Raw genomic sequence first — 20261 nt, 5'->3', positions numbered from 1 at the left:
GCTTACGTAAAACTTACAACGTATAACGTACAACTTTATTTATTGGTTGCAATATAATTTTCTTTGGTCAAAGTATATCTAACACCAATACTACCCCTGAAAGAGATGATGGGCGGGCTGACCTTCCGGATGTAAATATTGATTTCTTCGACGTGAGAAAATTCGGCGAATATTTCGTGGGCAATGCGGGTAGCGAGCGTTTCGAGCAGTTCCGCCGGCTGCTCCATGTGCTTTTTTACAATTTCGTAAATGATGGTGTAGTCAATGGTGTCCTTTATGTGTAATACCGGAACCGTATTTGGGTAGTGCAGCACCGTTACGTCAAGCTCAAACTCGGCGCCAATTACTTTTTCCTCTTTATAAAGGCCGTGATATGCGTGAAAGCGGAGATTTTTTAATTCAATACTAAGCATGAACGAAAATATGCAAATGTGTAAATATGCAAATGTGTAAATGTGGGGGATTTTTCGAAAAAGATCAGGTAGCGCCCCCCATTTGCATATTCGCACATCCGCACATTTGCATATTCTCCCCTGTCAATTATTCAATAACAAGCCATTAATTGAAAAGGGAAAATTGACAATTGAAAATTCGTGCGTCATCTCTGTGGCCCTCCGTGCCTTCCTTGCAGCCATTCATTTGGACTGCTGCCCGCCGAAACCTTTTACATATAGACTCAGGCTTTTTCTCTGTGTAACAAAACACATAGATCTTAGAAGAACCATGGAGGTTCACAATTTTATTTCGCTCCAATTCATTTTCAATTGTCAACTTTCAATTCTCAATTACTCAATGACCAGCCAGTTGTAGCTTTCCGGTCCTATAGTTACCGGCACATCGATGGAGAAATCTCTTTTTAACTGAAATATTTTAGGATTGCCATCTTTTTCTTTTACAACAGCAGATTTGGTAAGCCCCGCATAATACAGCGGCAGTTTGACTGTTCTTGTTATGGTCTGTTTTAATGGATTATAAACAAGCACAAAAGCTTTTTGTTTAAGTTGGGGATTTACATGCATCATGCCATCCCAATCGCGGCCATCTGCACGCCTTAAATGAACCATGTCGCTGTTCATAATGTCACGGTATTTTTTGTACCAGTTGACTGTATTTTGAACCAATGCTTTTGTTTTGTCTGTATCGTACAACCTGGGCCCTCTGTAGCAAGCCTGCACACCCGATCCGTAATACTGAACCATCAGTTTTTCATAATCAGCTAAATGGTCAGAAAGCGGTTCAAGCACCGCTTCTGGGCCACCGCCCTGGTATTTTGTCAGTGGTACAAATCCCCAGCCCATGGAAGGTGTTTTATCCCATGTACCGTCATAAATATTCTGACGGTTCAGGATCATTTGCTGTTCTCTCGGTAAGGAGAAATTCACTTCCCTGTATCCCAATGCAATTTTATTGGTTCCGTCCAGGAAATACCAGTCCGGCGCATTGATGTAGATGCCTCTTTCATTGCACCAGTGATACAATTCTTTTTGCAACTCCATTTGCTTCCATTGTGAATCATCTAAGCCCATATGCCCCGGATGCGTAGTTGACGCACAGACGTCACCCGGATAAGGCCCATCGTTTTCAAAAATGTTAAAGCCCGTATTGGCAAAAAAGTATTTTAACTTGTTGATGTAAGCCAGTCCCCATTTACTTCCAAGGCAGGGCGCGTGACCGAAGAATGCCGCCGCATCCGGTTTGCCGGTTTTCGGATCTATCACATCATCTTCATCACTGATGCGCCTGCTGCTGAATAAAGAATAGCCGCCTATCTGGATGCCTTTACTATGTGCATAGTCAGCCAGTTCCTTCCAGTGTTCTACGTTTTTAGCTGATGTATCTTCAATATTGCAATGGCTGCCAAAGCTTAAGATCAAAGCCTCATAGCCCGTTGCTGCACACTGGTCAATTGCAGTGCGTACCTGTTCATCATTCTTGCTTACCAGGTGCATAAAAATCGGGTTCTGCGTGGTCCACGGTGCTATCGTGATATACATTTTTTTTCTTGCCAGACCATTCCTTTCTCTGTCATAGCTATCCTGCAAAAGTTCAAAAGTCCTGATGGAATTGAATGCATCTCCGTTTCCAAGTTCAACACCGGGACCCACTGCCGGATAAATTTCCAGCAGGCATGGAGTAAGATAATCGTAGTTCACCTGGGATGTGTACGACGGATCTGGCAGCCAGTGTGTTGTCTGGTCTGAGATATCCGCACGCATGGAGTTATTGAATGCATAATTGCTTTCTATATAAAGTCCGTGTGGTTTCTTCATTTGAGCCGGAGAACCCACAACAGCACTTTCTTCTTCAACAACTGCCAATACTTCATTTACAACCTTATTTATTTTGATTTTGACTGCGCCATTGTTTTCAATGCTCAGCGATTTGCAGATAAGCGGAATTCCATCGTAGATATCATAATGAACAGCAACAGTAACGCCTTTTAATGCTGCAAGTTTTGAGGTGAAATAAAACGACAGTGTTTTTCCGGCAGGCTGTTTTTGGTTGTAGGCCCAGGTATTCCTTTTCCAGTTTATGTAAGGCTGAAGCTCTTTCACTTTAAAGTGCGAAAACACAAAATCGCTGTCATGTGCAGTAAAGCCATCTACCCATTGAGGTTGAATGTAGGCTTTTTCTTTTTGTCCGTACAATCCGCCCACATTGTAGCTAACATCATTTAACGTAACAACTGCTTCCGGCTTAACAGCGCGCAATAGTTGTTCGCCGGTAACCGGGTTGGAGTAATCAGTGCAGGCAACGTTAGGAGTTAATCTAAAGACTCTTTTGGTAAGCCCGTTAGACAGTATTATGGCCTTATTATCGCTACTGCGGAATACATTCGCTTTTTCGGCAGATGGATGTATCAGCCAGTCCTGTTGCAATTTGTTCCCGGTGTTCTTCCATTCAGGCAAGGATGACAAGGTTGTCTGTGCCTGCATATAAAAGGGTACAGAGAAAAGGATGGCTGAAAGCAAGTGTCGTTTAAGCATCGTAATAAAGGTTTATGAATTACAATTTTAAGTGTTAAACAGCTAAAAAAATCAGGCATAAAGCGTAGGTTAATATATCTGAAACATCGGGTAAAACCTAGTCATGCAGGTGCAGACGATTAATCAATAAATTTGACGGCTGTTTTAGCCGGCCTTACAAAATGTTTATCATGAAAAGAACCATCGCTTTATTTTTCTGTTCCCTGTTTGCAATTACCTGTTTTTCCCAAAAGAATAATATTGTTCCGGCACCGCAGAAGGTGGTGTATAGCCAGGGCAGTTTCGTTTTTTCAAATTGTTCCGCTATTCGTGTGGATGAAAAGAACGAGGATCTTTTGAAAGCTGTAAGGCCATTGGTTTCAAAGCTAAGAATAGCAGCGGGCATAGACCTGTTGTCTGCAAAAAAATGCAAGACAGGCAACGTTGTCCGGATCGCATTGGATAACACGATCAAGAGCCCGGAAGGATACCAGATTGTAGTAAAACCTTCCGTGATTGACATTAAGGCACAACAACCTTCGGGCGTTTTTTATGCAGTGCAAACCTTGCTGCAGCTGCTTCCTGTTAATATCGAATCTCCTGTTCCGGTTAAAAATGAACAATGGAAAATTTCTTGCGTTGAAGTTGAAGATGCGCCACGATTTGCTTACAGGGGTGTAATGCTGGATGTTGCACGTCACTATATGGCATTAGATTCTGTTAAAAGGATCATCGATCTGATCGCCATGCAAAAAATGAATCGTTTTCACTGGCATTTAACGGACAGCCAGGGCTGGCGCTTTGAAAGCAAGAAGTTCCCTAAGCTTACAAAGATCGGAGCTTTTAGAAAGGGTACGCCTCTCAACACCACTTATGATTATAACAGCAGACCTAATGACACGCTATACGGTGGCTTCTATACAGAGGATCAAATGCGGGAAATTGTAAAATATGCTGCTGACAGGTTCATAACGGTTGTGCCTGAAATAGAAATGCCTGCGCACTCAAAGTCTGCATTGGCAGCTTATCCTGAACTGGCTTGTCTTGATAGTAACGGACATGCATTTGCGTATCCGTCTGATATCCAGGATGAGTATTGCACAAAAGATGAAACTTTTACTTTTCTTGACGGAATATTGGAAGAAGTGATGGATATTTTTCCTTCTGAATATATTCATATCGCCGGGGACGAAGCTGGTAAAGCCAATTGGAAGAAGTGCAAATTTGACCAGCAACGTATGAAAGACGAAAATCTGAAAGATGTAGAAGAGCTTCAAAGTTATTTTATAAAACGTATTGCACAGTTTGTAAACAGTAAAGGAAGAAAGGTGATTGGCTGGGATGAAATTATGCAGGGTGGTTTGGCTCCCGGAGCAGCAGTGATGAGCTGGACTGGCGTGGAGAATGGTATTAAGGCTGCGAAGCAGGAACACAATGTTGTAATGACGCCGGGCGGATATTGCTACCTGGATCATTACCAGTCTGATGCACCTGGTGAACCTGTTGCATTTGGAGGATTAACTACTTTGTCAAAAGCTTATAGTTATGAGCCTGTTCCCGCGGAATTGAATGCAGCTCAGGGCGCGTTTATAAATGGTGTTCAGGGCAATTTATGGACAGAGCATATTCCCTATGCAAAGAAGGCGGAGTACATGATTTTTCCACGTGCGATAGCACTGGCCGAAGTTGGATGGTCTCAGCCTCAACAAAAAAATTATGAGGATTTTGCACGCAGGCTTTCATCAAGCTATTTGAAGCGTCTCGATTTGCACGGCGTTAATTACTCAAAACACATGTACGATCTGAAGTTGGTTAATTCTGTTGATGGGAAGGGCAATGTGTTTATGCAATTAGGCGGAGTTGCAAACGGCAAAAACATTTATTATACGCTGGATGGAACTACTCCTTCTGAAAAATCACCTGTATACAAGCAGCGCGTTCTTGTGAAGCATGATTGTGTAATTACCGCAGCGTTGCTGAACGATGGTATTGTGACCGACAGATTGCAAAAAGCGTTTGCGATTCACAAAGGAGTTGGCAAAAGAGCCACGTTAAAGAACGCTCCCAACAAAAACTACAACAGAGGTGGTAACGATGCATGGCACAATGGCAGCAAGGGAAGCGACGAACAATTCAGCAATGATGAGTGGTTGGGTTGGAACGACGAAGTTTTTGAAGGAACCCTGGATTTTGGCAAGGCGGTAAAATTCAATTCCGTTAAAACAAGATTTTTCCATAAACCGAGTAGCTGGATTTGGATGCCAAAGTCTATAATTATTGAAGTGTCTGATGACGGAACAAATTTTAGAACTATTGCAAAGAAAGAGTTGCAGGTTCCGGCTAATGAAGGCGCTATTCCCGTTGAGCTAACTTTTGATCAGGTTAATGCAAGATATTTCCGCGTAACTGCTGAGCCGCATGGCAAAATTGCCCCGGGAAATGTTGGCGCGGGAGATGCTTCGTGGTTGTTTGTGGATGAGGTGGTGATTGAGTAGGGGGGCAGTGAATGGTGAATAGTGAATAAAGGTGAATAGTGAAAGGTGAATAGTGAAAGGTGAATAGTGAAAGGTGCAGCGGTAAAATTGCTATTAAACCCGAAAATTTTGTTAGAGGAGTATATTGTTTGAGCCCTATCTGTCCTACACTTTCAAAGTGTAGGACAGATAGGGCTCTGACATTTAATGCCACCAGCCTTTGCAATTCTCTGTGAATCTCCGTACTTCTCGGTGCACCTCCGTATAACTGCATTTCAAATCTCGAAAGGATGGTCGGCTTCATTTCCTGCTATCCTCGTAAACATTCAGAATTTCAAATAAAAAAGCACTCACGGTAGAGTGCTTTCTTTATCGACAAAAAAATGTAAGTCTGACAGTGCTCCTAAAGCTGATAGCTCAAAGCTAATAGCTCACAGCTTTACGCTATTTTCATTCTATAGTCAGTAGGGCAGAGGCCGGTACTTTCTTTAAATAATTTGTTGAAATTGGAAACAGTTTTAAAGCCGGTCGAATAGGCTATTTCAGAGATTGTCCAGTCTGTATCCATCAGGTAGCGACATGCATGTGATATGCGCACTTCATGCAGGTAATCAACAAAGTTTTTATTCATTCTCTTTTTAAAGAGCCTGCAGAAAGATTGCGGTGTAAGGTTCGCCATGGTTGCCACATCTTTCAGCGATATATCATTTTTGTAGTTAGTTGTAATGTATTTGAATACTTCAGACAAACGGTCTCCATCAGCCTTATACATTACGCCGGAATACTCTTCCTTATTAATATACTCTGTTTCCTGCGATGTAGAAATCAGGTGCATGATCTCAAGCAGAATAATAATTCTTTCAAAGCCGGTAATGGTGAGCAGCTTTTCCATCCGGGTAGACACTTCGGTAAAAGTGGTGCCGTTTATTTTTATACCTCTTCTCGCCCTGTCAAATAATGCATTGATCTTTTCTGCTTCACGGAGATCATAAAAGCCCTTACCGAAAATATCTTTATTAAAGTAGATAACGATGGATTGAGCGCGGTGGTCTGTTTCGCCTTTGTAGAAGCATTCATCATTCAGCCACACATGCGGTAGATTAGGACCTATCAACACAAGATCTCCTGCCTCAAAAGATTCTATTTTATCGCCGATAATTCTTTTACCAAAGCTTTCTTTAATATAAACCAGCTCAATTTCCGGATGAAAGTGAAAGGGAGATTCAAAATAGGCCTCATTTCTTTCCGATACAGATATGTAACTGTTCTGCCTGGGAGTTATTTCAGTCTGTAGAATTTTCATACTGGCGATTAGAATGTCTAATGATCAAAACTTTGATGAAAAATATAAACTTCTAAGGTTAAAATAACAATATTAAGCTTTAATGTGAAAACTTAAGGGATTTTTAAAGCGAAATTTTAATAAGATGAGATGACTTTTTAAATAAATGACATAAATCATAGGCTTTGGTAACAGCTACTTCTACTTTAGCCGCCTTCAAAAAACGATCCCAGGGGAACCCTTGTCCTCTGTTTGAGATATATACAAGTGACCTAACCCAAAGATAATCAAATGAAATCAATCCGCTTTTTTTAAACTAAACCATTGAAAAAATGAGAAAAACAACGATACGCATTTCCATATGCGTCTTGCTACTCAGCCTTACAAGTCTGTTTGTAGCTGCTCAGGACAAGATTACCGTCGCCGGTACGGTAAAAGACAGTTCAAGTAATCCCATACCTGGAGTATCAATTGTGATAAAGGGCACTTCCAGGGGGGTATCTTCAGATGCAGACGGAAATTTCAAGATTGAAAATGTGCCCAAAAATGCTACGCTTGTCTTCTCTGCGGTGGGTCACCTGCCGTTTGAGGGAAAACCTTCAGTTGTATTAAATGTCGTTTTGCAGCCAGACATAAAAACTGCGGGTGACGAAGTGGTTGTAACGGCCATGGGTATCAAAAAAGAACAAAAGGCCCTGGGTTATGCCGTAAGTACAGTTACTGCAAAGGATATTCAGGTTGCCACTCCCAATATCGCATCTGCTTTGTATGGTAAAGCAGTTGGCGTGAAAGTGCAATCATCACCCGGTGGGCAAACAGGGGCGGTTAGCATGACCGTTCGAGGGGTAAATTCCTTGAATTTTAATACCCAGCCCTTATATATATTGGATGGGGTACCGATTCGAAATGGCGAAGCCAATACGAAGGATATGTGGTCAGAGTCAAGGATTCAGGGAAATGGTTTGCTTGATTTAAATCCAGATGATATTGAAAGTCTTTCAATTTTAAGGGGAGCTGCGGCTTCGGCGCTTTATGGTTCCGAAGCAATCAACGGCGTTGTCGTAATCACAACAAAATCGGGAAAAAACAGGAAGAAAGGCTTGGGAGTTGATTTTGGTGTAAACCAAATAATAGAAAAAGTCGGTGCATTACCTGATTTTCAAAATGAGTTTGGACCAGGATATGGTTTTACGGGCGTTAACGGCCTGTTGACCAGGGGATCAGATATGGATGGTTTTATGAAGATAACCGGTCGTGACGGATTGGAATATATTCGCCCTTCCTTGAGTAACTGGGGGAATTTCGGACCCAAGTTTGACGGTCGGGATGTTATGTGGTGGGATGGTATTATGAGAAAGTATGATGCCCAGCCGAATAACGTAAAGGATATTTACGGGACCGGTCGAAATAGTAATTATAACATTTCGATTTCAAATAGTGGCGCTTTAGGATCTTTTAGGTTTTCCTATAATAGGAATGACTACAAAAGTATGATGCCTGGCGGTAAGCAGGTGAAAAACAACTTTAGCTTTAACGGCAATCTGAAGGCTTCTGATAGACTGTCGCTTAATTTAGTTGTTAATTATATTAATAACATAACGACAAACAGACCCTATCTTATAAATAACATCAACGCTTATGGTTTTAGTCGTGCCGAGAAAACAGATGTCATGCAACAAAAGTTCCGGACATCGCAGGGCTATTTGTATACGAGCGATAAAAAGATAAATCCGGATGAATACATTCTTTATACACCGTCTACCAATTATATGAATAATATTTTATGGACCCAATTGGTGAATAACGACGAAGAAAAAATCAACAGGATGATTGCTAGTGCCACGATAAATTATAAAATTGCTAGTTTTCTCAATATACGTGGCAGAATTGGTAATGACTTCAGTAGCGGGTTCACGGAAACTAAAAATTATAATCAACAGCCTTCAGTGTTTACAAATGGTGGGTATTATGGGGTAGTAGACAACAGGCAAAGGATAAGTTACGGAGACATTATGGCCATCTTTACAAAAAAGGTAAATGACTTTGATTTAGGAGCAACAGCAGGTTACCTGGCGAAGCAGGAAGAATACACTACGAATGCTACCAATACAGATGGTGGACTGGTACAGGAAGGTTGGTTTAGTTTAAAAAACTCTATCAATCCACTCATAAATAGCATGACAAGGCAAAAGAAACTAAAAAATGGTTTTTTCGGCATTGTCAACGGTTCATTTAGAAATATGTTGTTTGTCGAAGTTTCGGTACGCATGGAAAAAGCGTCGACGCTTCCCCCGCAAAACAACAATTTTACTTACCCTTCAGCCAGTCTTAGTTGGCTTTTTACTGAATCATTTAAAAACACCCTGCCATCCTGGTTGAACTATGGTAAGTTGAGAGGATCATTTGGTGTAGTGGGAAACGAGCCAGCTATTTACGCCGCAAATAACGCATATTCGCAATCAACAGTTAATGGAGTTGCAATTAATGGTATTCCCTCAAATTATGGAAATGACCAGATAAGGCCGGAAAAGAAGCGTGAAGTTGAATTTGGACTAGAAACCAAAATGTTCAAGAATAGATTTGGTGTCGACATAACCTATTACTCAAATACAATCATCGATCAGATAATTAATCTTGACGTGCCGTCTAGCTCAGGTGCAAAAACAATACTTTCTAATTTAGGAAAAATCGGTAACTCAGGGATTGAAGTTGCGTTAAACGGAACGCCTGTACAGTCACGGAAATGGAGGTGGGATGTCCGCTTTAACTTTGCATATAATCGCAATTCGATTAAAGAGTTACCAAAAGGTGTTAACTATTTGAAGCTGGCTGATATCGATAATAATGCGTTGATGATAGTTGCCGAAGCAGGTAGACCATTTGGTGATATCATGACCTATTCTTATAAATTAGATGCAAATGGACATCGGTTGGTTGATGATGAGGGGACATACATTAAGGATGATAAGCCATCTGTGCACGGCAATACCACGCCAAAAGGTATTGGTGGGTTTGCAAGTTCTCTCTTATGGAATACAAAAGCTGGTACGTTTTCATTGGATGCAATGTTTGATTATCGCATTGGTGGTGATATGTTCTCTTTGGCAAATTATCAGAATACAGCAGCCGGCAAGCTAAAGTCAACGTTAAAGTATAGAGATGCAAGCAGAGGCGGATTGAAATACTACGTTTCAGCAAAAGGCGACAGAGTGGCCTATGACGGAGCCATGGTGCCTGCTGACGCAAAATACAATGGGAAGATTTTTGAGGATGGTATTATTACTCCGGGATATACGAATGATGGCAAGCCCAATAGTTTAATAATCAGTGCTGCGGAATATTACATGAATAATAATTATTGGTATTACGGAATTTATGATAACGCGATCTACGATAACTCTTATTTAAAGTTTAGAGAGCTTACAATAAACTATTCTATACCCCAGGTATTTTTGAAGAAAACAGGAATGCAGTCCGTAATGCTATCGCTTATTGGCCGCAATCTCTTTTATATTTTTAAAAACTTGCCTAATAGCGATCCGGAATCTGCTGTTGGTACAACTGCGAAGGAGATGGGGCTTGACCGATATGGCATTCCATCCACAAGATCGTATGGCATTGCTCTTAAGGTTGGGCTTTAATTTAATCATCTCAATTTGTTATTTATGAAAATCCTATATAGATATATATCGTTAGTGCTTGTATTGTCTGTTATCTGGGGCTGTAAAAAGTCAGAATTTGCTGAGTTATACCCTGACCCAGATAAAAATTCAAATGGTAAAATTGAATCATTATTTGCGAACATGCTTATAATGACAAGATATCATATGCAATATTGGGACCTTTACACGTTTACCGGAACTACCCTGGCGAGGTACACCCAGATGGTTGGATATACGAATGACCCCGGCCGGTACCAACCGTCCGACTCATATGTTAATGACCGTTGGAATAAATTTTATACCGATATCCTTCCTCTTTACAGGCAAATGGAGGCCATTTATAAGCAACTCCCTGATAGCGAGAAGAAAGATTATAAATACATAATGGGAATTGGAGAGGCTGTCATGGCCAATGAAATGTCGAAGGTTACCGATTTGTGGGGCGATGTGCCTTATAGCGAAGGAGGCTTAATCAGGTCTTCCGACAATCAAATAATTTACCCGAAATATGAAAGTCAGAAATCGATTTACACTCGAATGCTGAGTGATTTAAAGGATTTTGCAGACACGCTGGCTGTTTCCACAGCGGCGACAGCCACGGAAACGAAGTTTCTCACAACTTATGATTTTGTGAACAAGGGTGATTTGCTTAAGTGGCAGAAGTTCATAAACTCGCTAAGACTACGATGGTTGGTTCGGGTTAAAAATACTGAACTGAGCTCCCAGGCTATTGAGCAAATTAACGAGATACTAAATAATCCTGCGAAATACCCGCTGATTGAATCAAATGATGACAATGCTATCTTTTCATCAAAAGCTCCCAATTTGTTGGCTATAACAAATCAACATGAAGGTGGCCCAAAAGGAGGGTTTGCAGAAGTGCCTGCAGGTAAAAAAATGCTTGATATTTTAAAACATGGTAGTTTTCAAGATCCACGACTTCAAACAATATTTTCAAAAAATTCCAACGGAGAGTATGCAGGTATTGATCCGTTAATTCCAAGTACCAGTAGTATAGCTGACTCCTTGAGAGATCACCTTTATTCTTATGTTGACTCAGCTACTTACAGATATAATGACTTTTTACCGGCAGTTTTATTTACTGCGTCGGAGGTGCATTTTTTGAAAGCAGAGTTGCGTTCCGGTAGCCGGGCCGAAGACGCTTTTAGAAAGGGAATTAAACTGTCAATTGAATGGTATTACTACATTAGAAACTTAAACGAGAAAATTGAATCAACAGTAGTTGGGCATCTTGATCCGCCAAGCTCTCAGGAAGTTACTAATACCATACAATATTATGTAGACAATTATTTTAACAATTTAGATGTTGGAGCAGCTGAAGCAATTGGAATTCAGCGCTGGATTCACTTTGGACATCTTCAAATGTACGAAGCATGGGCTGATATCAGGCGATTCGATCATCCTCATTTTTCTTTCGTGCCGGATAACGGAGCTGTGCCGAATGTGCCGAAACGGATCAAATATCCAAGTGCCGAGACAATTAATAACACGATAGGTATGTCGGATGATATTAAAGCGAAGGATTTATATACTAACAAAGTGTGGTGGGATGAAGATTAGTCGTGGTACAATTCAGCGGTTATAAAAAATAGAAATCCGGCGAACTAAATATCCGGTTGGCCGGACCTTTCTATTTTTTTAAAAAGTTATGCTATCTTACATAATTATTTTCACATTAAAGCGGATTGCATGTCGGGAAAAAAACATTTTTACAGAAAAAAAATCCTGCGACAACTATACTTTGAAAACGTTCTTTCTTGTTCGGATCTGAGTGAACGGATCGAAAAAAGTATACCCTTAACAACTAAAATGCTGAACGAACTAATTAGTGAAGGGTCGGTAGTTGAAACGGGTCTGGCGCCTTCTACCGGCGGCAGACGACCATTGATGTATAGTATAAAGCCAGATATTTTATACATCGTATCAGTGGCAATGGATCAGTTTGTTACGCGCATAGCCATTATGGATATGCAGAATACATTCATCTCGTCGGTGCAAACGATTGATCTTCCATTGGCTAACAATCCGGCAGCACTTCAAATACTCTCAGAAGCTATCAAAACAGCCATAAAAGAATCGGGTGTTGATGCAAAAAAGATTGCTGGAGTTGGCATTGGTATGCCGGGTTTTGTTGATATGCAGAAAGGCCTTAATTATTCTTTTCTCGAAAGCGGGCAAAAAAATATTTCCGAGTACATAGAAAATGTGATCGGTATACCTGTTTGGATAGATAATGACAGTCGCCTGATAGCACTCGCAGAACTGCGGTTTGGTGCGGCACGCAACCGTCGTAATGCGATGGTGATCAATATCGGTTGGGGAATTGGATTGGGCCTGGTACTGGATTCGGAATTATTCAGAGGAAATAATGGATTTGCGGGTGAGTTTAGCCACATCCCACTTTTTTCAAACGGAAAAATTTGTAGCTGCGGAAAGTCAGGTTGTCTCGAAACTGAATCATCACTGGCAATGGTTGCGGAGAAAGCCAAGGCTGCTTTAAAAGAGGGTAAAGTTTCTTCACTTCAGGAGATCTCTTCCAACTACGAGCAGGCCACGGATGCTATTATACAGGCTGCAAAACGTGGTGATAAGTTTTCAATTGAACTATTGTCGGAAGCTGGATATAATATAGGTCGTGGTGCGGCAATTTTAATTCATATTTTAAACCCGGAAGTGATCATTTTAAGCGGACGTGGATCGGCTGCCGGAAAAATCTGGCAGGCACCCATTCAACAAGCCATCAACGAGCATTGTATACCGCGTTTGGCGGATAATACGGTAATTGAAATCTCTGAGCTCGGCCATCAGGCAGAGCTGATAGGTGCAGCAGCACTTGTAATGGATAATTATTCAAAACACAAGATAAGTATGAACTGAGTCCGGTCGTTTTGATGCACATTTTATAAAATAAAAAAGGCCTGGTGAATAGTCGCCAGGCCTTTTTTATTCCCGGGAATTTGCCTTAACCCGTGCCATTCTTTAACGTGCACCATGAAGCCTTTTTCTGATTGAAGGTTGCACACCTTTATCTAATAATTTAATTAGTCGTAGAATTCCTATAAAAAATAACTTTCGTTCATAAAATATTTAAAAAGTTTACCTACTTTAGCTCCCGATTTAATACAAAATTAATGTTTGTTTAAGTTATTATTTACAACCGGGCTTATGAAAATGATTGCTGAAAATATGTTTCGAAGCTAACCGGTATGTTTTTTCATTTAACATCAACCAGGAAAAAATTGCCTTAAACGGCATTATTAACCCATTTGTTTGTGCAAAGCTGATGGGGATTGATGACTAAAAAAAGTATTTCTACGATACGGGAACTTTTTGTGAACTAAACACACTATGATGAGAAAGACAGCTACACGCATTGTCATGAGCTTTTTGCTCTGCATGTTCAGCGCATTCACCTTTGCACAGGAGGCAATAAATGTCTCAGGCCAGGTGAAGGACAATCTTGGCCATCCTCTGCCAGGAGTTTCAATTTCCATAAAAAATACAAGTAAGGCCGTTGCTGCCGACGCAGATGGCAACTTTGCTTTTAAGAACGTACCTCAAGGTTCCGTTCTTGTTTTTTCAGCTATTGGTTTTGCTGGCAAAGAAGCTGAAGCCGCTTCTTCTATGCAGGTAACACTTGAAGCCAGCGTTCAGGAAGCAGGCGGAGAAGTAGTAGTTACTGCGATGGGTATCAAAAAAGACAAACGTAAACTGGGTTATGCAGTATCTTCTGTATCCGGCTCAGATATCGTAAAGTCTGCACCCACCAACTTTGCTTCTGCATTGTACGGTAAGGCTGCCGGTGTAAAAATCCAGTCTGCTCCTGGCGGCGGTACCAGTGCGGTTTCTATCCAGATCAGGGGGATCAATTCTCTTTTTGGTAGCAGCCAGCCGCTAATTGTAGTGGATGGTGTGCCTATCAGGAACGGAGATGCCAACACCGAAGACTATTGGACCAACCCACGTATCAATGGTAACGGTTTACTGGATATCAATCCTGAGAACATTGCCGATATCAGCATTTTGAAAGGTTCTGCCGCATCTTCCTTATATGGTTCTGACGCGACAAATGGCGTAGTAGTGATCACCACCAAAAGCGGCTCAAAAGCTAAAGGTATTGGTGTAGATCTGAATCTTACTTATGGCCTGGAATCAGTAGGTGTTGTTCCGGATGTTCAGACTGAATACGGCCCGGGTTACGACAGAGCTACCAATATTGCCAATGGTGCTGATGAAACCGGCTGGTTTCATGGCGATTTTAACGGTGATGGTACACAAGACGTAAGACCTTATTTCCGTGCCTACGGACAGTTTGGTCCTAAACTCGATGGTCGTGAAGTTTATTGGTGGGATGGTCAGTTCAGAAACTATGTGCCACACTCCAATAACTGGAAAAGTGTTTACCGCACAGGTTCTAACGACGTGGCGAGTTTAGCAATGTATAACTCCACCGATAAGTTTAAATACCGTTTCTCTTATACAAGAAATGATTATAAGGGTATCCAGGTAGGAGGTAAACAACAAAAGAATACATTCAACCTGAATACTTCTTACAAGATCAATAACAAGTTAAGCACAGACATCGTGATTAACTATGTAAATGAATTGGTACACAACAGGCCGATGCAATTAGGCCAGGTGATGGGAAGCTACGATGGATTCTTTAGCCCTGCTGATTACATGGATGTGTATATGAATAAATTCCAGACATCTCATGGTTACAAGTATGTAAAATACAATGAGAGTTATGATGATGCAGAAAAGATCCAGTTCCCGATAAGAGCTTATAACTACATGGATTTTCTGTGGACGCAATTAAAAAACAATTTCGATGAGAAGAGTAATCGTTTAATGAGCAGCTTTACTTTGAACTATGAAATTGCGAAAGGCCTGAAATTCCGCGGAAGATTTGGTAATGACTATACAGGATATGATGCATCAACACAAGAGTATGCAACTTATCCGCTAGCCTTCGGTACAAGCGGCAGCTACAAGGTAAATTCTAATTTGTCCAACATTTTTTACGGTGACCTTTTGTTGACCTACAACAAGAGCGTAAGCAAAGACATCGTACTGAATGCAACTGCAGGTTACCAGGCCCGTAACGAAAGATATCGCTATAACAGTATTGGAACTGTTGATGGCTTGATCCAGGAAAACTGGTTCAGTATAGCTGCATCAAAAAATCCTACACTGGCGGTCAATGCAACAAGCCAATACTTAACTAAAGATGGTCTGTTTGGTATTGTTGGTGCTGAGTTCAAAAACTTCCTGTTTGTTGAAGGATCTTTAAGATACGAGCGTACTTCAACACTTGCTCCGGGTAATAATACTTTCGTGTATCCTTCAGTAAGTGCTTCAGTTGAATTGAACAAATTACTTAACCTGCCTTCATTTATTGACTATAGCAAGTTCCGTTCTTCATTTGGTGTTACAGGTAATCCGCCTGCAGCATATTTGTCAAACGTTGTTTACATGGGCGGTTCCATTAACGGAACGCCAAGTGCATATCCTAATGCTTCTTTTGGTAATGAAGGATTGCAGAATGAGCGCAAACATGAATATGAGTTTGGTTTGGAAATGAGAATGTTCAAAGGCCGTTTTGGATTTGATGTCGGTTACTACAATGCAACCATCAACAACCAGATCACTCAATTGGATATTGCATCAAGCACCGGAGCAAGCAAACGCATTGTGAACGTTGGCGACATGAGGAACCAGGGTGTGGAAGTATCATTGAACGGTATACCTGTACAGGGCAGAAACTTTGAATGGCGCGTTAGAGCAAATGCTGCCTACAATAAAAATAAAGTGATCAGGCTGGTTGATGGCGTTGATCAATTGGTACTGGCAAACGTTGACAACGGTTCTGCATTGGTCGTTGCAAGACCTGGAAGTGCAAGCGGCGATATCATGACGTACAAACGTGCTACTGATGCAAATGGTAACTATATCATTACTTCTGATGGATATTACCAGATTGATTATGATAAATACCAGAAAGTAGGTAACATTCAACCGTTCCTTGTTGGCGGTCTTGGTAATACGTTTAACTACAAAAACTGGACAATGGACTTCCTGGTTGATTTTCGCTGGGGTGGCCAGATGTTGTCTACAACAAATCTTTACGGAACAGGTGCCGGTATGTACAAAAGCACTTTGGCAGGAAGAGATGAAGCGCATGGTGGTTTGCCTTATTATGTGGACGCGAACGGAAAGAATGTATTGCTGCCTTCACATACCAGCGCTGCACCCAACGGAGCAACAGTTTACCACGATGGTATCATTCTGAAAGGCGTAACTGCTGACGGAAAGGCGAACGAGCAGGTTCTTGAAGCTGCTAACTATTACCTGAACAGTTATAGCTGGGGTGGTTATCCTGGTAGTGGTACAAGTACTTCTTATGAAAGTGCAGTGTATGATAATAACTACATTAAGTTGAGAGAAATAACACTAAGCTATACGTTCCCGGTAAAATTGAAAAACGCTGTAAAAGCACAGAATCTTTCATTAGGGCTGTATGGCAGAAACCTGTTCTACTTCTACAAATCAATTCCTAACCTGGATCCTGAAGCAGGTATCAGTACCAACTACGTAAAACAGGCAATTGACGCAGGTTCCACTGCAGCTTCACGTTCTTACGGTGTTAACCTGAGATTAAGCTTCTAATCACATTGATCAGTAAAAAAAACAGTAATGAAAAAAATACTTCTTTCAATAACAACAATCGCTTTAGCAGCAGGTAGCTTTATCAGCTGTAAGAAGTCTGATTTCGATAGTAAATATTATAATCCCGATAAATCAACAGGTGCTAATATTTCCAGCTTGTTTTCGGGTTTGTACCGCAACAGAACTGTATTGCCCCGTTACTGGAACCTGTACACATTTGTAGTTCCTTACCTCGGCAAGAACACACAAACTGTAGGTTATGTAAATGGCCAGAGAATGTACGATCAGCCGCTGAACTATATTTCAGATCGTTGGGATGCATTTTATATTAGTTCGGGTTCAACAGCAAATGATCAGTATTCAGGACCGGTTTCCCAGTACAGGGAAATCGAAAAAGCATATAATACTTATTCAACAGCAGGAGATAAGGCAGGTTACAGGCCGTTTGTAGAGGCTTCACGTATCTTTTTGTATGATCAGGCAATACAAATGGTTGACTTTTTTGGTGATATACCTTTCTCCCAGGCAGGCATGATCAATGCAACCGGAGATGCAGTTAAACCTAAATTTGATGATGCAAGTGGTTTGTATGATTCAGTACTGACAGAGCTCCAAAGGATCAACAATTACTTTGATACAGCAAATGTGAGCAGCTTCTATACCAACCAGTTTACGCAGGCGGATATTGCTTTGCACGGAAGCTTTAGTGCATGGAGAAAATATGCCAACTCATTAAGACTTCGTTTGGCCATGCGCATTTCTTATGTAAATGAGGCAAAAGCAAAAGCGATTGTAACAGAGATGCTGGGCAATCCTGCAAAGTATCCGCTGATTGACAATGTAACCGAGAACGTTCAGATCACGGCAGCTAAACCAAACCTGAATGCGATGAATGACATCCGTGATGGTTTGGGTAATAATCCGGCTCCGGGTTATATGCTGGATAGTTTGATGAAGCCTTCAGGCGATCCTCGTCTCCGTGTTTATTTTACAAAGAACAAACGTGATAACGACTTTCACGGAATGCCTGTGAACTGGGATGGAGGCCGTCAGAATGACTCTATAGGGAAATATTATTTCTCTTATATTGACTCCGTAACATTCGTGATGAACAACTATTTCCCCGGTATCATTCTTACTGCTTCGGAAGTTAGTTTCTGCAAAGCCGAAGCTTTTGAAAGATGGGGTGGAGGAGATGCCAAACAATCATACGAAAATGGTATCCGTCAGTCAGTACAATACTATTATAATATAAATGCACTTAATACTGAGTTTGGATCACCTGCAACTCCGGCAACAGCTACTGAAATTGCAGGCTTGCTCGCGAGTCCTTTGGTTTCTTACGACGGAGGAACAAAAGATGATAGGTTGAAAAAGATAGCGATCCAGAAATGGGTTGATTTTGGTATCATCCGTGCAGACCAGGCATGGGCCGAAATGCGCAGAACCAAATATCCTTCCCTGTATTTTGCGCCCGAGCCAAGTGCAAGCACTTTGAAAGTGCCAGCCTTCAGGTTGCTATATCCTTCAAGGGAGAAATTATATAACACGGATAATTATTCCGCTGTAGAAAAGCAAGATCAGCCATATACAAAGATCTTCTGGGATGTGAGATAAGGCAGGATTTATAAATAGCAAAGTGAGCCGGCTCTGTTGATGGGGCCGGCTTTTTTATTGCCCTTTAACACTTCTGAGAAAAAGCAACTGCATTTCTTCAATCTCTTATATAGCCGCAAAACCAGCCTATTTACTTTTTCGAAATCTTCGGTCCAAACAGGCCCTAAAAAAAATTTTTAGCAAAAATGAATTTATACTTCCACAAATGTTTTCCGTATTAAGTTAAGGTTAATGTTTTTTTAAGCCTAGCTTTTTATATTTTTTAAAAAGTCACTATATCTTAGTTTAAATTTAACAGAAAACACCAACTAACGTAGCCTTATGTCTGGCAAAAGCCTCCATTACCGTAGAAAAATAATACGTCAGCTATATTTTGAGAATGTACTATCGTGCTCGGACATAAGTGAGAGAATCGAAAAAAGTATCCCTTTAACAACCAGGATGTTGAATGAGCTTATTAGTGAAGGAGCCGTGCTTGAGACAGGCCTTGCGCCGTCGACTGGTGGCAGAAGACCTTTAATGTATGCTATTAAGCCAGATATCAGTTATGTAGTATCTGTGGCAATGGATCAGTTTGTAAGCCGGATCGCCATTTTGGATATGCATAACAGATTGGTTACGCCTGTAGTGAAGTTTGACCTGCCTTTGGCGAATACACATGACGCATTGGATCAGCTTTCGGGAAAAATAAATGAACTGGTTGAAGAATCAGGGATCGATAAGAACAGTATCAGTGGTGTTGGCATCGGAATGCCTGGCTTTATCGATATTCAGAAAGGCGTTAATTACTCGTTCTTTGAGACAAAGCAAAAAAGCATAACTGAATATATAGAGGAAAGAGTGGATATGGCTGTTTTCATAGACAATGACAGCAGTCTTATAGCCCTTGCAGAATTGCGCTTTGGTGCGGCGCGGAACAAGAGAAACGCGATGGTGATAAACATTGGCTGGGGAATAGGGTTGGGATTGATTTTAAATGCAGGGCTCTTTAGAGGAAACAACGGCTTTGCGGGTGAATTTAGTCACATACCACTTTTTTCAAACGGCAAGATCTGTAGCTGTGGTAAAACCGGTTGCCTGGAAACAGAAGCTTCACTTGCTGTGGTAGCAGAAAAAGCAGAGGCAGGACTTAATACAGGCAAGATCTCCATCCTGAAAAAAATTCCTGAAAACTACGAACAGGCAAGTGATGCTATAATCAACGCAGCAACGAGAGGTGATAAGTTTTCAATCGAACTTTTATCTGAAGCAGGCTACAACATTGGTCGCGGTGCAGCCATTCTGATTCACATCCTCAATCCCGAAGTAATTATTCTTAGCGGCAGGGGGTCTTCAGCGGGCAAAGTATGGCAGGCGCCGGTCCAACAGGCAATCAATGAGCACTGTATTCCCCGGTTAGCGGATAAAACATTTATCGAAATATCATCATTAGGACACCAGGCAGAACTGATAGGTGCAGCAGCATTAGTGATGGAAAATTATGAGAAAACAGAAACCAAACTGAAATAGACTGAGAAACAGTATGAATAGATGTCTTCCTTTCATAAAGAATTTTAAATCTGTACTATTC

Annotated in this window: 10 protein-coding genes; 7 read left to right on the top strand and 3 right to left on the bottom strand. The window is 41.1% G+C overall.

From position 1 onward, the window contains the following. Nucleotides 1-35: 35 nt before the first annotated feature. Together folB and QTN47_RS12335 are read right to left on the bottom strand one after the other, a co-directional pair. The gene (gene folB / locus QTN47_RS12340) at nucleotides 36-413 is read right to left on the bottom strand and encodes a dihydroneopterin aldolase (protein ID WP_369329687.1); all 378 of its coding nucleotides are present in this window, start codon (nucleotides 411-413) and stop codon (nucleotides 36-38) included. A 372-nt stretch (nucleotides 414-785) separates the two neighbouring features. Next, nucleotides 786-2987 carry an apurinic/apyrimidinic endonuclease family protein gene (locus tag QTN47_RS12335; RefSeq protein WP_369329686.1) on the bottom strand — a complete coding sequence of 734 codons (2202 nt, stop codon included), beginning with the start codon at nucleotides 2985-2987 and terminating at the stop codon, nucleotides 786-788. Nucleotides 2988-3157: 170 nt separating this feature from the next. Here QTN47_RS12335 and QTN47_RS12330 point away from each other — a divergent pair, with 170 nt between their 5' ends. Continuing rightward, a complete protein-coding gene (locus QTN47_RS12330) occupies nucleotides 3158-5461 on the top strand; it encodes a glycoside hydrolase family 20 protein (protein ID WP_369329685.1) in 2304 nt (767 codons plus the stop codon). A gap of 418 nt (nucleotides 5462-5879) precedes the next feature. Here QTN47_RS12330 and QTN47_RS12325 read toward each other — a convergent pair whose 3' ends face one another. Beyond that, nucleotides 5880-6743: an AraC family transcriptional regulator gene (locus QTN47_RS12325; protein WP_369329684.1), complete on the bottom strand. Its 864-nt coding sequence runs from the start codon at nucleotides 6741-6743 to the stop codon at nucleotides 5880-5882. A gap of 311 nt (nucleotides 6744-7054) precedes the next feature. Here QTN47_RS12325 and QTN47_RS12320 point away from each other — a divergent pair, with 311 nt between their 5' ends. The 6 genes from QTN47_RS12320 to QTN47_RS12295 all read left to right on the top strand — a co-directional run bounded on the left by QTN47_RS12320 (nucleotide 7055) and on the right by QTN47_RS12295 (nucleotide 20200). Continuing rightward, the gene (locus QTN47_RS12320) at nucleotides 7055-10363 is read left to right on the top strand and encodes a SusC/RagA family TonB-linked outer membrane protein (protein WP_369329683.1); all 3309 of its coding nucleotides are present in this window, start codon (nucleotides 7055-7057) and stop codon (nucleotides 10361-10363) included. Nucleotides 10364-10387: 24 nt separating this feature from the next. Further along, nucleotides 10388-11965, top strand: a complete 1578-nt coding sequence (locus QTN47_RS12315) for a SusD/RagB family nutrient-binding outer membrane lipoprotein (RefSeq protein ID WP_369329682.1) — start codon at nucleotides 10388-10390, stop codon at nucleotides 11963-11965. A 249-nt stretch (nucleotides 11966-12214) separates the two neighbouring features. Then, nucleotides 12215-13282 carry an ROK family protein gene (locus QTN47_RS12310; RefSeq protein ID WP_369329681.1) on the top strand — a complete coding sequence of 356 codons (1068 nt, stop codon included), beginning with the start codon at nucleotides 12215-12217 and terminating at the stop codon, nucleotides 13280-13282. 471 nt (nucleotides 13283-13753) lie between these two features. Next, the gene (locus QTN47_RS12305) at nucleotides 13754-17074 is read left to right on the top strand and encodes a SusC/RagA family TonB-linked outer membrane protein (protein ID WP_369329680.1); all 3321 of its coding nucleotides are present in this window, start codon (nucleotides 13754-13756) and stop codon (nucleotides 17072-17074) included. A 27-nt stretch (nucleotides 17075-17101) separates the two neighbouring features. Beyond that, nucleotides 17102-18691, top strand: coding sequence for a SusD/RagB family nutrient-binding outer membrane lipoprotein (locus QTN47_RS12300; RefSeq protein WP_369329679.1), 1590 nt, complete (start codon nucleotides 17102-17104; stop codon nucleotides 18689-18691). Nucleotides 18692-19132: 441 nt separating this feature from the next. Continuing rightward, nucleotides 19133-20200 carry an ROK family protein gene (locus tag QTN47_RS12295; RefSeq protein ID WP_369329678.1) on the top strand — a complete coding sequence of 356 codons (1068 nt, stop codon included), beginning with the start codon at nucleotides 19133-19135 and terminating at the stop codon, nucleotides 20198-20200. The last annotated feature ends 61 nt before the right edge of the window (nucleotides 20201-20261 follow it).

The sequence above is a fragment of the Danxiaibacter flavus genome, from assembly GCF_041060425.1.
Lineage (GTDB): Bacteria > Bacteroidota > Bacteroidia > Chitinophagales > Chitinophagaceae > Danxiaibacter > Danxiaibacter flavus.
This window is presented reverse-complemented; position numbering and strand designations above follow the sequence as displayed.

Bases quoted from the DNA above. Each gene is read 5' to 3' on its own strand.
- folB (WP_369329687.1), bottom strand. From the start codon at position 413: ATGCTTAGTATTGAATTAAAAAATCTCCGCTTTCACGCATATCACGGC.
- QTN47_RS12335 (WP_369329686.1), bottom strand. From the start codon at position 2,987: ATGCTTAAACGACACTTGCTTTCAGCCATCCTTTTCTCTGTACCCTTT.
- QTN47_RS12330 (WP_369329685.1), top strand. From the start codon at position 3,158: ATGAAAAGAACCATCGCTTTATTTTTCTGTTCCCTGTTTGCAATTACC.
- QTN47_RS12325 (WP_369329684.1), bottom strand. From the start codon at position 6,743: ATGAAAATTCTACAGACTGAAATAACTCCCAGGCAGAACAGTTACATA.
- QTN47_RS12320 (WP_369329683.1), top strand. From the start codon at position 7,055: ATGAGAAAAACAACGATACGCATTTCCATATGCGTCTTGCTACTCAGC.
- QTN47_RS12315 (WP_369329682.1), top strand. From the start codon at position 10,388: ATGAAAATCCTATATAGATATATATCGTTAGTGCTTGTATTGTCTGTT.
- QTN47_RS12310 (WP_369329681.1), top strand. From the start codon at position 12,215: ATGCTGAACGAACTAATTAGTGAAGGGTCGGTAGTTGAAACGGGTCTG.
- QTN47_RS12305 (WP_369329680.1), top strand. From the start codon at position 13,754: ATGATGAGAAAGACAGCTACACGCATTGTCATGAGCTTTTTGCTCTGC.
- QTN47_RS12300 (WP_369329679.1), top strand. From the start codon at position 17,102: ATGAAAAAAATACTTCTTTCAATAACAACAATCGCTTTAGCAGCAGGT.
- QTN47_RS12295 (WP_369329678.1), top strand. From the start codon at position 19,133: ATGTTGAATGAGCTTATTAGTGAAGGAGCCGTGCTTGAGACAGGCCTT.